The following is a 14067-nucleotide window of genomic DNA, read 5'->3' as shown; positions in this document are numbered from 1 at the left end:
TTCTCGCCTCTCCTGCCTGTTCCACGACCTCCCACACGCCTCTCTCGGTGTGGTCTCCTCTGGCGGCTGGATCGGTCGGAGCAGGCCGCGTGCAATGTCGGGGAGCTCTCGCTCGCCTCGGAAACATCCCAGGCCGACCGGCGCGGGGGCGCGGCTTGCGTTGGGGTGACGTGATAGACAGCGCTCGTCTCTGGTGCCCCGCGCCCTCGAGGGCATCCGCTCAGCCGCCCTCCGCAGGGGAGGGGTCGGGAGCCGGTACGCAGCACTCCGGGTGCTGCGTGAGGACCTCGATGAGCACGAGGCGGATTAGATCGATCGTGTCGATGAGCTCGCGCGTCGCCGGGAGGTGCTCGGCGGCGAGGGCATAGCAGGTCACGATGGCCGGGCACCGGCGCGGCGCGCCCCCGCGCAGCCTGGAGAGGACATCTCCTGGCACGCCGATGATGCGGGCGGAGTCCGCGAGCTGGGAGCCGAGGCCGTCGGCGGTGCCGATCCACAACGAGAGCTGTAGATAGAGATCCGCTTCCTTGAGAAGCGCTGCAGCCGGGCTGTTCGCGAGCTCGGCCTTCATGAGAGGCCAGAGCGCGTCCATCCGCCGCAGCAGCGAGGTGAGCCGCGCACGATCGAAATCCAGCGCCTCGCCGGGCGCCTTCTCGTCACCTGGATTCATAGAGGACGATTTTTCCATAGCTGTCTGTAATGAGTAATTCATTGCCGAGGCTGTAGCGCGTCGTACCCACGCCCCCCTCGCTGGAGATCGGCTCCCGTCGTGCCTGGGCGCGGTCGAAGCGGGCTGCCTCGCGCAGGTAGTCGAGGTAGCGGGTCGGGCCTCGCTCTTCTGCCGAGAAGCCATGTCGTTCGGCGTGCCGGTAGACACTATGCTCGACGGATGTGTAGTTGGCTCCTGGGTTCCAGCCCCGCATCAATCGCTGCATCTCGGCGATCTCCGCCTCGGTCCGCCCGCGGTATAGCGCACGCTCGTACACCGTGGTGAAGCGCTGCAGGAAGCTCCGCTCGCCCCGGAGCTCGAGCAGCCGGTCCTCTGCGGCCTGGTAGCGCTCGTTGTAGCGTCCCTCGGCGCTCGCTGCCTCGAAGGCGGCGTCGGGGTCCCGCATGGCCCGCTGCCGAAGCTGGGCCAGCTCTGCCTCGGCCGCTTCCAGCCCCTGCAGGGCCTGCTGGGCGCGGGCGCGGAGATCCGTGAGCCGCTGCGCCTCGCCTTCGGCCGGGACCGCTGTCGAGGGCGACATGTCCTCGGCGTAGGTCTGCCGGAGAGACGCTGCATTGCGCTCGGCGGGCGGCGGCGAGCGGGGCGTAGCTCGCTCCGTCGTCCGCTCCGGCGTGGGAGCGCGGCCCCGTCCGCCGGGCTGGCCTCCGCGCCCGCCCCGCTCTTCGCCGCCGGACATGAGGACAGGAGCCGGCGCGAGCGGCAGCGGGAGCTCTCCGGGAGGCCCTGCGGCCGCCGCCGCGCCCGGTCGTGCGGCCCCCACGCCAGCGGGCACGGGGCGGGGTCCCGTGCCTCCCGGGGGCGGCAGGCTGTCCGAGAGGGTGATGGCCGAGGCGCGTGCGGTCGCCAGCATGGCGGCGGTGAGCCCGGCGGCGAGCATGGCGGTCAGGAGCTCGCGCATGGCGACGGCGGCCTGCGCCAGGTGCCGCTGAGAGAGCGAGTCCAGCGGCTCGCCCGGCTGACGGCGGATGAGGCTGAGCTCGCGGCCGCACCGGTAAGCCAGGACGAGCAGCGTGCCGGCGAAGGCGATCTGGAATACGCGGCCGGCCGCGTGTAGGAGCCCGGAGATGAGCGTGCCGATGGCCGTGGCCGTGGGATTGCCGGAGCGCTGCATGACGAGCGCCACCAGGTGGCCGCCGAGGAAGCCCACCAGGATGGGCATCTGCCGCTGGAGCTCGGCCTCGATGTCCCTCCAGCCGTCCCAGCCAGCGCGCACCGCGGGCCACAGCAGGTCCCTGTTATCGACGTAGCCGCGCGCCGCGAGATAGACCTCGACGGTCTGGTCTCCGACGGTCTGCCGGACGGCTTCGAGGACCTGCCGCAGGCCGTCCGGCACCTGGACGCGGATGGCGAAGGACGGCGGCGCCACGGCTCGGTAGGCGGGGTCCCGGTAGCCGCCGCCCGCGCCTGGGATGGGCAGGCCCGCCGCGTCATAACACTTGATCGGCGTGCCCCGGAAGAAGAGGCCGAGTCCGGACTCGTCCGCGGAGATCTGCAGCCGGTTGTGGAGGACGTTGTAGTTGCCGCGGGACCACTGGTCGAGGAGCGCCTCCTCCAGCACGGAGAAGTCGCTGAGGCTCGAGCTCCCGGTGGCCTCGAACTCGCGAAAGCCCTGGGTGAAGTACCGCGTCATGGTGCCAGCGCGCGGGTTGCCCTCCACCAGCGCGCGTACCTGCTCGGCGCTCAGCCCGCGCGTCAGGTCCGGGCGCCCTTGCACGCCCGCGTAGCGGCGGAGGAAATCCAGGTAGAGCCCGGCGAGCGCGGGGTTGCCGGCGAGCGCTCCCTCATCACCCTCCAAGGGCGCGGCGGGGGTCCCTGTCGCGGAGCCCCCCGCAGCCGCGGGGGCGCGCCCCGCGATCGGCGCTCCGGCCGCCGCGTACACGTGGGCTGGCACTTCGGCGCCACCGCGCAGGGCCTGCTGGAAGGCCGCCAAATCGCGCTGCGCGCCCTGGAACCTCACCAGCACGTCGGACTGGGTGCCGACGGAAAGCCGGTGCACCCCGTCCCGCAGCCCCCACCGGTACTCCGTGCCCGGCGGGACCGTCGGCGGCGAGATGACGTTGAAGACCAGCGGCGAGCCATCCTCCACCACGACGACCAGCCGGCTCTCCGCGAGGTAGAGCTCGATGCGCCGCACCGTGACGGCTGCGGCGGCACGAGGCGCGCGCTGCCGGCTCAGCACGGGGGCGCTCCCCGCGTGGAGCCAGGGGGCCTGGGCCGGAGCAGCGTCCGGCACGGGCAGATGGCCGGGCAAGCGGGGCGGCGCCGCCTGGGGGCTCGCGGGCCGGGCAGGGCCGGAGCGCTCGACGAAGGCCGAGATGCGGTCCGCCTCGTGCTCGCTCGAATCCCCGGGCTGCCCTATGCGGATCTGGGATGGGGCCGCCGTCGAGCGCGAGAGACCCTCGCGCTGCTGGAGGACGTGCGCCAGCTCGTGCCCAAGGAGCCGGGTGCCCGCGAGGGTCTCCGGGGCGTGGAGCCCCGCCCCGAACACGATGTGCGATCCGACCGTGTAGGCCAGCGCGTCCACCGATCTCGCGGACTCCGCGGCGCGGGCGTCGGTATGGATGCGGACGGCCCCGAGGTCTTGGCCGAGCCGCCGCTCCATCTCGAACCGGGTGCGAGGGTCCAGCGGCTCGCCTGGGGACTGCAGCACCGCGGAGACCGGGGAGGGCACCGGCTCGGGTCGAGCGGCTCCACCGCCAGCGCCCACGCTGCGAGGCGGCGCCGTCACGCCCGCGCCACCCCGCGCGAGGAAATCGGGCCCGACGCCAGGCGAGAGCGCAAGCGAGGGTAGGGACGGAAGCGACCGCCGCTGCATCGTCCCGGCCTCGCGCGCCGTGCTGCCGTGAGGTTGAGGCGGCGTGATGGAGATGCGGCTGAAATCGAAAGAGGCGCACGGCGCGGCGTGCGGATACGATTCCTCGTGGAGGTGCTCCTGCGAGGCAGCGAGCCCGGTGCGCGGCCGGGGGTTGCTGAACCCTGGGCCTGCTGGCAATGACTTCGCCAGGACCGATGACGCAGGCTGCGCTGCAGGAGAATGCTCGGCAGGCGCGCGCGGTTTCCGGCTGAACATGACCATGGATAGGCTCTCCGGGATGCTAGGACCCGAGCCCGCCGCTCCGGGTGCACAGGAAAGCTCGGACAGCGTACGTGAGCTCGTGGTGAACGAGCCCGCGGCCTAGTCGCCGCGCTCGCTATGTCCGTGGCCACCCCCGCATTTGCGCCTATCAGGAGGACGGCCGTGCGTCAAGGCGGCACGTGCGACGAAGGGCGCACGGCGATGAGCATGCGTCGAGCAGGGGTCGACTCTTCGACGATGGTGAGAGCGACAGGAATGGGCGCGGAAGGGGGCAGGGCGCTGCGGCGGATCGCGAGGTGTCGTCTTCTCGCTGGCCGTCACACGAACGCACGACAACAGCCCCGGAAGTGCAACGAGAGCGGCGCCGGCCAGGCTCGATGGTGCGGCTCTGCAGAATCGCGGCGTCGCGGCGCAAGGCCACTATGGTGTTTGAGTATTCCTGACAAATAGGAGCGCCTGCGCGCGTGAGCTCCGCGCCGCTGAAAACCATGCCGCGATCATGAGCGGAGAGCCGCGATGACGCGACGGTTCGTCGCGAGAGGTTCCGGGACGATCGCGCGTGTTGAGGGGGCCGGGCTAGAGGTGAATCCGGCTACGCCGCCGCGGAGACCGCCTTCTTCCCGTTTCGCGGCGCCACTCTGCCCGCGCCGGCGCCCTGCGGCTTCGGCGGCGTCTTGTCCGCGGGCGGGGCGGCGACGGCGCGGACGAGCGCGGCGGCGATGGCCGCGGTCATCCGCGCGGTCGGCAGCCGCGGCGTGAACGCGAGAACGCGCTCGCCGGGGCGCCGCCCCCGGGAGGACCGGCCGCTCTTCGCGAGCCGCTCGACGGCGTGCTCGCACGGCGAGCCCGGGGCGACGCGCAGCAGGACCTCGGGCAGCCCGATCGAGCCGCCGGCGCCGGGCGCGTAGACGACGCCGACCTCGATCGCCACGAAGCCGGGGAGCGCAGCGCGCGGCGAGAGGCCGAGCCGCAGCTCGTCGGCGTCGGGGCTGCCGTCCGGGATGCGGAGGCGGCCGACGACGCGGAGCTCCGACGCCGTGGCCGCCGCGCCGGCCGCCTTGGCCGCGGCGCGCGCGGACCCCTTGGCCGCCGTGGTCGCGGGCGCCTTGGCCGCCGGGCGGGGCGCCTTGTGCGACCGCCGCACGCGCCGCGCGACGTCGCGCAGGAACGCGACCGGCCGCGCCGCCGGGTCGGCGGGGAGCTCGGCGAGCCGGCCGGTGCAGAAGATCGCGAGCAGCGCCGTCGCGTCGAGCGCGAGCAGGTGGGCGTGGTACGGCGAGGCGCCGGCCGCCGCGTAGACCCCCGCGCCGAGCGCGGCGAGCAGCGCGGCGAGCAGCGCCTTGCCGGCGCGCGTCGAGACGTCGAGGTAGACGCCGCGCACCCGCGGCGGCTCGCGAAACGCCTCGGACTCCGCGACCGGGAGCCACTTGCCGGGGCGCCGCAGGGCCGCGGCGGCGCGCTCCGGGCGGGGGGTGCGGTGCGCGGCGAGCGCGGTCGCCGCGGCCACGAGCGCGGCGCCGGCCGTGCCGTCGCGGAGCAGGAGCTCCAGGGCGACGCCCGCGACGAGCGCGAGCCCGGCGAGGGCGGCCCGCGGCGCGAGCGGGATCGGGACGAGGGGCCGCGGCAGGGCGCCCGCGGCGCGCGCGAGGCGCTCGTGCTCGCGCGCCTTGAGCGCGACGAGGGCGCTGTAGAGCGCGAAGAGGGCCGCGCCGGCGGCGAGGTAGAGGGTGCGGCTCCGGTCGGGGCTCGCGGCCGCGGCGTCCGAGAGCCGCCCGAGGGCGTCGGCGCCGGGCCGCGCCGCGGCGGGCTCGGGCTGGAAGGCGCGCGCGTCGGCGCGGACCGCCCACCGGATCGGCTCGGCCTTCGGGGTGTACGGGCGGAGCAGCTCGAGCTCGTCCTTGTCGACCGAGCGGCGGAGCGTGGAGAGCGTCGACGGCGCCGCGAGCGCGCCGTCGGCCGAGGGCTCGCCCGCCGCGTCGGCGGGCGCCTCGTCGACGCGCGGCTCGTCGGGCGCGGCCGGGATCGCGACGGTGAGCCGCGCCGAGTCGTAGCCGTCGTCCCAGAGGGGCCCGGTCCACGCGATGCGGGCGCTCGGGCCGTCCAGCCGGATGAGCCCCCGCTTCATGAGGTCCGTGCGGTAGCGGAAGAAGAGCACGAACACCCCGCGGCTCAGGCCCCTGCCGTCGAAGCGGGCCCGCAGCGCCGCCGGGCGGCGCGAGCCGTCCTCGCGCGGGCGGAGGTCGGGCGGCAGGAGCTCGAGCGCGACCGGCGTCGCGGACGCGAGGGAGCCCGCCTCCGCGGCCTTGAGGGGCGCGGCGTAGCTGCCCGGATCGAGCTCGGCGTCCGGGTCGACGCCCTGGATGTCGAGCGCGCGGAGCGGCCCGCCCGAGATCTTCAACGTGACCTTGTGCTCGACCGTGGCGGCGCCGGCCCGGTCGATCGCGAGCCGCACGTCGTCTCCGGCGACGTGCACCTCGACCCACGCCCGCGCCGGGAGCGCGAACGCGATCGACACGAGCGCGGCGAGGAGCGGCAGCAGCAGCGCCGGCCCGGGGCGGCGGGCGATGCGAGAGGGCATGGTGCAGACGTCCCACGGCGCCGCGCGCGGGGCCAAGTTCTGGGGGCGGCGCCCGCCCGCCTGCCGGCGCCGCCTCGCGCCGGGCGCCGCGGGCGCCGCCGCCGCGCCGCGGCGGGGCGGCGCCGCCCTGCGGGGCCGGCCATCCGCAGCGGGCGGCGGGCGCGATCAGAACGCGACGCCGAGCGAGAGCGAGCCGAGGAGCTTGATCTTCCCCGTCTTCTCGTAGAAGACGTACTGGTAGTTGCCCGCGGCGCCTGCGGCGACCGTCGCCGGAGGGGCGAGCGCGACGCCGAGCCCGAACCCCCCCGACATGGCGAACCCGCCGTCGCGGCCGAAGATGTTCGTGCTCCCGATGCTGAGGCCGAGGATGGCGCTGCTCACGTCGCGCTTGCCGGGGGTCACCCTGGGCGAAGGGGTGTAGACCGCCTCGAACGACTCGTAGCCGAGGCGCCCTTTCACCCAGAACCCCTTCAGCGGCTTGCCCTCCACGTAGACGCCGATGTCGGCCCCGAGCGCGAACCCGGTCGTGTCCAGCGTCGCGTCGTCGAGCGAGCCCCAGATCCAGGACGGCGCGAGGCCGATGGTGAGCGGCCCGAGGATGGCGACCTCGCCCTCGAAGGTCATCCGCCCGAACAGGAGGTCCAGGGCGTTGTAGCGGACCGACCAGCGGCAGCAGGTCGCCTCGGGCGGCATCGGGGGCGGCGGCGGTCCGGCCGGCAAGGCGTATCCCTGACCGTAGCCGGGCGGCTGCTGAGGATAGCCCTGCTGGGGATAGCCTTGCTGAGGATAACCTTGTTGCTGGGGATAGCCTTGCTGCTGCGGGTATCCCTGCTGGGGATAGCCTTGCTGGGGATAGCCTTGCTGCTGCGGGTATCCCTGCTGGGGATAGCCTTGCTGCTGCGGGTATCCCTGCTGGGGATAGCCTTGCTGCTGCGGGTATCCCTGCTGAGGATAACCCTGCTGCGGATACCCTTGTTGCTGCGGATAACCCTGCTGCTGGGGATAGCCTTGCTGCTGAGGATACCCGGCCTGCGGCTGGGCAGCCCCACCGGGCTGTCCCTGGCCCGGCGGGAGCGGCGGAGCGGGCTCTTGCGCTGCCGCCGCGGGGGCGAGGAGGAGCGCGCCGAGGCCGAGCAGGACGCCGCAGGCGGCCGAGCGGGGAGCCCTCGCGGAGGAGGGCGCGCGCGCCGGGCCCCGACCCGTGGTGAAAGCGCAATCCATGGCGCTGGACTCTACCGAATCCCGAGCAGGCCGGCTACACGCGCGCGGCGAACCGTCGCTGCGCTCGCGCGCGCGATCGCCTGCCTGTAATCTCCGTCCCGATGCCGCCGGTCCCCGATCTCGTCACCGCCGCCGCCCCCGCGCCCGGAAGCCTCCTCTCCGGCGGACCCGCGGCCGCGCCGGCGGCCGAGCCGGGCGCGGCGCGCGGCGCTGAGACACCCCCGGCAGAGCTCGATCGCGCGCTGTCCGAGCTGGGCGACGCGGCCCTCGGCTTCGCGCGCATGCCGCCCCGCGAGAAGGCCTCGCTGCTCCGCGCGCTGCTCCCGGGCCTGCTCGCCGCCGCGCGCCCGCAGGTCGAGGCGTCGTGCGCCGCCGCGGGGCTCGACCCCGGCTCGGCGGCGGCCGGCGAGGCGTGGTTCGCGGGGCCGTGCGCGACGCTCGCGCAGGTGCGCCTCCTCGCCGAGGCGCTCGAGGACATCGCCGCGCGCGGGCGCCCGCGGCTCCGCCGCGGGGCGGTGCGCACCCGGCCGGACGGCCGCGTCGAGGTGGACGTGTTCCCCGCGGGCCTGAAGGACGCCGCCCTCCACGGGCCCCTCCGCGCGCGCGCCCTGATGCAGCCCGGCGCGACGCGCGCCGGCGTCCTGGAAGCGCAGGCGCCCTTCTACCGGCAGCGCGACCCCGAGGGCGGCGTCGCGCTGGTGGTCGGCGCGGGCGGCGCCGCGAGCGTCCCCCTCCGCGACGCGCTCCACAAGCTCTTCGTCGACGGGCGCGTCGTCGCGCTCGCGGCGAGCCCCGAGAGCGCGCCCCTCGGCGCGCTGCTCGAGCGCGCCCTCGCGCCGCTCGTCTCGCGCGGGCTCCTCCGCTTTGTACACGGCGGCGCCGACGCGGCCGCCTACCTTGCGGCGCACCCCGCCGTCGCGGAGGTCCACGTCACCGGCGCGGCGGCGGCGCACGACGCGCTCGTCTGGGGCCCGCCGGGCCCGCAGCAGGCGGGCCGGCGGGCGTCGGGGGAGCGGCTGCTCCACAAGCCCATCACCTCCGTGCTCGGCGGCGTCCGCCCCGTCCTCGTGATGCCGTGGCTCTACGGCAGGGACGAGCTCTGGTGCCAGGTGAGGCTCCTCGCGAGCCGCGTCGTGAGCAGCGCCTCGCTCGGCGACCCCGCGGCGCACGTCCTCGTGCTGCCCAGGGGCTTCGTGCAGCGGCCGCTGCTCTTCCGGATGCTCCACCGCGCGCTCGCCGCCGTGCCCCCGCGGCGCGCCGTCCATCCGGAGGCCGAGGCGCGGCACGCCGCGCTCACGGCCGGGCGCCCGCCGCTCGAGCGCGAGCGCCTCGAGGGCTCCGCCGACGCGCCGCTCCCGGCCGGGGTCGTGCGCATCGGCGAGCCCGGGCCGGGCGCGCCCCCGTGGACGCTGATCGCCGGGCTCTCCGCGTCGGATCCCGCCGAGCCGCTCTTCTCGATCGAGCCGCTCTCCGGCGTCCTCTCCATCGTCGAGGTCGGCTCGAGCGATCCGGTGGAGTTTTTGGAGGCGGCGGTCCCCTTCTGCAACGACCGGCTCCAGGGCACCCTGGGCGCGGCGATCGTCGCGCACCCGATCAGCGAGGAGGACCCCGCCGTCGGCGCCGCGCTCGACCGCGCCCTGCTCGAGCTCCGGTACGGCGTGATCGCGGTGAACCAGGCGCCCGCCGCCGCGCACGCGCTCGTCGTCCCGCCCTGGGGCGGCCACCCGAGCGCCACGCTGGCCGACATCCAGAGCGGGCTCGGCTTCGTGCACAACACCGCGATGCTCGCCCAGGTCGAGAAGACCCTCCTGCGCGCGCCGCTCACGACCTTCGCGCGGCCGCCCAGCTCCTGCGATCACCGCCGCTCCCACGTCGTGGGCGAGCGGCTCGCGGCCTGCGCAGCCGACCCGCGGTGGGGCAATGTCGCGCGCGTCGCGGCGGCCGCGCTGCGCGGGTGAGCCGCGGGGCCGGCGCTCGGGCAGCGCGCGGGCGGACAAAGCAGAGGCGCCCACCAGGCTCTTGCCGAGCTCCTGGTGGGCGCCGCCTGCCGCGCCCCCGAGGGGCGCTCTTGTCACATCATCCCGGAGGCGCCGCGATCAGGACGGCAACGACGAGCGGAACTCCTTCACCTTCTCCAGGATGTCGCGCAGCGCGTTCCGCGAGGTCTCCGAGACGTCCTCGGCCAGCTTCTCCGCGTCGAGGAGCGTCGGCTCCAGCTTGCCCCAGGCGTCCTTCGCCTCCATGCCGGCGAGGTGCAGCCTGACCCGGATCTCGTCGCGCAGGGTCTGGAGCGACTCCAGGCTCTTGGTGAGATCGCTCTTCAGCTCGGACGTGATGTTGCTCATTCTTGTCCTCCCGTATCTACGAGGTGTTGGCAGCTTCCGCGTCAATGCATCGGCCGCGCCAGGCAGCGCGCTTCGACGCGGCGCACGACACCCGCGCGTCCAGACTGGAGCCGAGCCCATCCATCCCGCGAGCAACCGCCGCGCGCCCCCCTCCTCGTATGTGGCGAAATTGCGCGGCGACGTGCGTTTTTGCCTCGCCGATGCGCGAACGCGCGAGCGAGCTCCTCAGACGAGCGCCTTGGGGGCGAAGACGATCCCGTCGTGGTCGGCATAAACGAATCCGCCGGGAACATAGGTGATCCCGGCGAACGTCACGGGGACGTCGCGGTCCCCCGCGCCCTTCTTGTTGCTCTTCCGCGGGTGCGTCGCGAGGGCCTTCACGCCGATCGGGATGCGGCCGAGCGCCTCCGCGTCGCGGACGCAGCCGTACACGACCAGCCCGGCCCAGCCGTTCTGGTGGGCGATCGCGGCGAGGTTGTCCCCGAGGAGCGCGCAGCGGAGCGAGCCGCCGCCGTCCACGACCAGCACCCGCCCCTGGCCCGGCTCTTCGAGCGCCTTGCGGACGAGCACGTTGTCCTCGTGGACCTTCACCGTGACGATGGGCCCGTGGAACAGGCGAGCTCCGCCGTAATCCCGGAAGATCGGATCGGCGACGGCGACGGCGTCCGGGTGGTCGTCGCAGAGATCCGTGGTGCGAACCGTGGTGTCCGAGCTCATGTCGACTCCTTAGCAGCAGCGCCGTCGTCCTTGCCCGCGCCCGCGAACGCCGCCGCGTCGACCCCGTGGCGGGCGAGCCAGCGGCGCAGCTGGTTCCGGTGCATCCCGAGCGAGCGGGCCGCGCGCGTGACGTTCCCCTGCTCGCGCCGCAGCGCCACCTCGATGGCGATCCGCTGCAGCTCCGCCGCCGGCGGCGTGCGCCTCGCGACCTCCGTGATGTCGAGGCCCGCGGAGGGCGCGAGGTCCGACGCCTCCACCACGGCGCGCCCGGCGGCGTGCGCCGCGAGGCCCGCCTGCCGGACCTCGCGCAGCAGCTCCCGCACGTTGCCCGGCCACGCGCGCAGCGCGCACGACTCCACGAGCCCGAGGCTCGGCGCGAGCCGCGCGCCGCCGCGCCGGAGCTCCGCCGCGATCAGCCAGGGCAGCTCCTCGAGCCGCTCGGTCAGCGCCGGGACCCGCACCTCGGGCCGGCCGATCCGGTAATAGAGGTCCTCCCGGAAGCGGCGCGCCGCGACCTCGGCCTGGAGATCCCTCAGGGTGGCCGCGCAGAGCCGGAACTCCACCTTGCGCGGGCGCGTGTCGCCGAGCGCGGTCACCTCGCGCGTCTCAAGGACGCGGAGCAGCTTGGGTTGGACCGACGCGTCGAGCTCCGCGATCTCGTCGAGGAACAGCGTGCCGCCGTGCGCGGCCTGGACGTAGCCCTCCGCGTCGGCGGTCGCGTCCGAGTACGCCCCGCGCCGCGCCCCGAAGAGCAGCCGCTCCGCGAGGCCCTCGGGGATCGCGGCGCAGTTCACGGCGACGAAGGGGCCGCCGCGCCCCGTCGCCGCGTGGAAGGCGCGCGCCGCGAGCTCCTTGCCCGAGCCGCTCGGCCCGGTGAGCAGCAGCGTCTCGCCGCGCGCCCCCGCGCGGGCGATCAGCTCGCGGGCCTGCCTCAGCGTGGGGCCGATCACCCCGTCCTCGTGCTCCAGGACGCCGCCCCGCTGGAACGGCCCGACGTCCGCGGCGAAGCGCAGCAGCGTGCCCCCGATCCGGATCAGCCGAGGGAGCGACGGGAAGACCCGATCCTCGACCTGCTTGCCGTCGACGAAGGTGCCGTTCCTGCTGCCGAGATCGGTGATCTGCAGGCCCTGGCCCGAGAGCGCGACGCGGGCGTGCCGGCGCGACACCTGATCGTCGTCGACGACCCCCGTGTCGCCCGCCGGCGCACGACCGAGCACGACCGCGCCGTCCCCGAGCGGGATCGGCGCGCACGCAGGCTGCCCGCGGGTGAAGATGACCACGAGGCCCGGCGTCGCCGACGCCGCGGACGCCGCCTGCGCGTCCGACGCCCTGATCGTGGACTGATCGTCCGCTCCCACACAGTACGCATACCTGATCCAAGGGCGGCCCTGAAGGACCCGAGGATCAGTGTGTTGCGCGAGTGGAAAAATCTAGCTTTGGTGGATGCCTGTCCGGACCTCGCCGCGAGCGCGTCGCGGGTGGGGCGGTCAGTACCGCGGCACCGACGGGTCGATCTCGCGCGACCACGCGTCGATGCCGCCCTGGAGGTTGTAGACGTTCCTGAAGCCCTTCGCGAGGTAGTGCTCGGCGGCCGCCTGGCTGCGCCCGCCGTGGTGGCAGTGGAAGACGATCCGCGCGTCCTTGGCGAGCGCCTCCAGGCGCTGCTGCCCTTCCTGGTCGAGGCGGCGCGCGCCCTCGATCTTCGCGATCGTGCGCTCCTGATCGGTGCGGACGTCGAAGAGCTCGAGCGCCTCGCCGCCGTCGAGCATCGCCTTGAGCGCGGCGGGCGAGAGCTGCTTGACCTTCGGCGGATCGTTCGGGCTCTCCAGCTTGAAGCCGCCGCCCGAGGGGCCCTCGACGAAGTCGATCGACAGCCCCTCGGCGCGCCGCGCGCTCGCGCGGTCGAGCAGGAACACCACCCCGCCGGCCTCGACCTCGACGTCGCCGGCCTGCCGCGGGCCGAAGTAAAGGCCGTAGTTGAACGAGGGGTCGATCTCGATGTGAACGAAGTCGGCGTCGGACTCCCGCGCGGCCGCGAACGCGGCGACCGCCGCCTGGGTCACGCGGATGGCGGGCGGCGCCTGCGGCGCGCCCTGCGCGAGCCCGAGCGCCTTCACGAGCTCCCCGGTCGCGTGCAACTCCTTCACGATGTCGCAGCCGCCGACGAACTCGCCGCGGATGTAGAGCTGCGGGATCGTGGGCCAGCTCGAGAACTCCTTGATGCCGTCGCGCAGCGCGGGGTCCGAGAGGACGTCCACCGTCTGGTACGTGGGCAGGTGCTCGTCGAGGATGCTCACCACCTGGGCGGAGAAGCCGCACTGAGGCGTGGTCCGCGTCCCCTTCATGAACAGGACGACGTCGTTCTCGCGGATGATGGTGGCGATCCTGGCCCGCAGGGGCTCATTGAGGCTCATGTGCTTGCTCTCCGTCCGCGGCCGTGGCGGCGCTTTCGATCCCCGCGCGCGTCCGCGGGCCTCTCGCTAGCATGGGCCCTGCACGGCAGCGAGGCCCTGCCGGCGGCGTCGCCCGCGTCTGCTGCGGGCAGCGGCGCGCTCCGCGGCGCGGTCGCGCCCGGCGGACGAGGCGCCGGCCCGCGATCAGCGGCCGAGCAGGAGCCCCACGACCGCCGCGATCGCGGCGAGGGCCGCGAGGACGGCCGGTGTGCCGAGCTGCGCGCCGAGCGCGCGCAGGCCGCCGCCGTCCGGCGCCGCGGCGCGCGCGAGCGCGTCCGACGGGGGCGGCCCGACGCGCAGCACGCCGGGCGACGCCGCGCTGCCCTCGCGGAGCTCGACGAGGAGCTGGTCGAGCGGGGCGTGCTCGCCGAAGGGGCGCACCAGGCGGAGCGTCGCGCCGGCGGTGAGATCGGGCGGGAGCCGGAGCCGCAGCGTCCTCGCGGCGGCCTCGGCCGGGGCGCGGTGGGCGCCGCTCCGGGCGCAGCTGTCGCAGCCGCCGCCGTCGCAGCGGGCGCAGGTGACGCGGGCGGGCACGAGGATCTCGATGTCCGCGCGGTCGCGCGCCCACGCCGCCGGGACGGCGATCGCGAGGCGGCCCCGCGCGCCGTCCGAGGCGTCGAGCCCTTCGCGATCGATCAGCTGCCCGAGCTCGGCTCTGCCCATGACACCTGTGTGCCGCAGCCGGGCCCCGGCGCCAAGCGTCCGCGGCGGACGGAGCCGGCCGCGCGGCCCTCACCCGCGCGCGTCGCGCCCCTCGCCGCGGAGCGCGCCGCCGCCCGCTCGCCGGGTCGGCGGTGATCCTGCCGGGCTCCTGTCGAGCTCGAGCGCCGCGTGCGTGGCTCGAGCGCCGCGTACGTGGGGGAATGTGAGGTTCGGGCGGATCTACGGGGGGAGGGGCGGGGGAGCGTGCGGAGGCGGCCTGTGCCTTCGCCGCGCCGCCCGCGCGGGGC

General features: G+C 74.9%; 10 protein-coding genes. 1 reads left to right on the top strand and 9 read right to left on the bottom strand.

All coding sequences use genetic code 11. The features are described from left to right. Positions 1 to 220 precede the first annotated feature (220 nt). From WME98_RS09355 to WME98_RS09340, 4 genes are all read right to left on the bottom strand, one after another. On the bottom strand, positions 221 to 670 hold the full coding sequence (locus WME98_RS09355; RefSeq protein ID WP_437950956.1) for a hypothetical protein: 450 nt from the start codon (positions 668 to 670) through the stop codon (positions 221 to 223). Then, entirely contained in the window at positions 657 to 3803 is a 3147-nt protein-coding gene (locus WME98_RS09350) for an eCIS core domain-containing protein (RefSeq protein WP_437950954.1), read from the bottom strand. The genes WME98_RS09355 and WME98_RS09350 overlap by 14 nt, the downstream gene beginning before the upstream one ends. A 592-nt stretch (positions 3804 to 4395) precedes the next feature. Next, positions 4396 to 6381: a hypothetical protein gene (locus WME98_RS09345; RefSeq protein WP_437950953.1), complete on the bottom strand. Its 1986-nt coding sequence runs from the start codon at positions 6379 to 6381 to the stop codon at positions 4396 to 4398. A gap of 165 nt (positions 6382 to 6546) precedes the next feature. Beyond that, positions 6547 to 7602, bottom strand: coding sequence for a hypothetical protein (locus tag WME98_RS09340; protein ID WP_437950952.1), 1056 nt, complete (start codon positions 7600 to 7602; stop codon positions 6547 to 6549). Positions 7603 to 7703: 101 nt separating this feature from the next. Between WME98_RS09340 and WME98_RS09335 the strand changes: the two genes are divergently transcribed. Beyond that, positions 7704 to 9560, top strand: a complete 1857-nt coding sequence (locus WME98_RS09335) for a hypothetical protein (protein ID WP_437950951.1) — start codon at positions 7704 to 7706, stop codon at positions 9558 to 9560. A 138-nt stretch (positions 9561 to 9698) separates the two neighbouring features. Here the strand turns inward: WME98_RS09335 and WME98_RS09330 are convergent, their stop codons facing one another. The 5 genes from WME98_RS09330 to WME98_RS09310 all read right to left on the bottom strand — a co-directional run bounded on the left by WME98_RS09330 (position 9699) and on the right by WME98_RS09310 (position 13780). Further along, positions 9699 to 9947, bottom strand: a complete 249-nt coding sequence (locus WME98_RS09330) for a hypothetical protein (RefSeq protein ID WP_020739535.1) — start codon at positions 9945 to 9947, stop codon at positions 9699 to 9701. 225 nt (positions 9948 to 10172) lie between these two features. Further along, entirely contained in the window at positions 10173 to 10664 is a 492-nt protein-coding gene (gene rraA / locus WME98_RS09325) for a ribonuclease E activity regulator RraA (protein ID WP_437950950.1), read from the bottom strand. Continuing rightward, a complete protein-coding gene (locus tag WME98_RS09320; RefSeq protein WP_437950949.1) occupies positions 10661 to 12022 on the bottom strand; it encodes a sigma 54-interacting transcriptional regulator in 1362 nt (453 codons plus the stop codon). Before WME98_RS09320 ends, rraA begins: the two co-directional genes overlap by 4 nt. 129 nt (positions 12023 to 12151) lie before the next feature. After that, complete coding sequence (gene grxD / locus WME98_RS09315) at positions 12152 to 13078, bottom strand: Grx4 family monothiol glutaredoxin (protein ID WP_437950948.1); 927 nt, start codon at positions 13076 to 13078, stop codon at positions 12152 to 12154. 183 nt (positions 13079 to 13261) lie between these two features. Next, entirely contained in the window at positions 13262 to 13780 is a 519-nt protein-coding gene (locus WME98_RS09310) for a hypothetical protein (RefSeq protein ID WP_437950947.1), read from the bottom strand. Between the last annotated feature and the right edge of the window lie 287 nt (positions 13781 to 14067).

The organism is Sorangium sp. So ce296, from assembly GCF_051529605.1.
GTDB classification, from domain to species: domain Bacteria; phylum Myxococcota_A; class Polyangia; order Polyangiales; family Polyangiaceae; genus Sorangium; species Sorangium cellulosum_D.
This window is presented reverse-complemented; position numbering and strand designations above follow the sequence as displayed.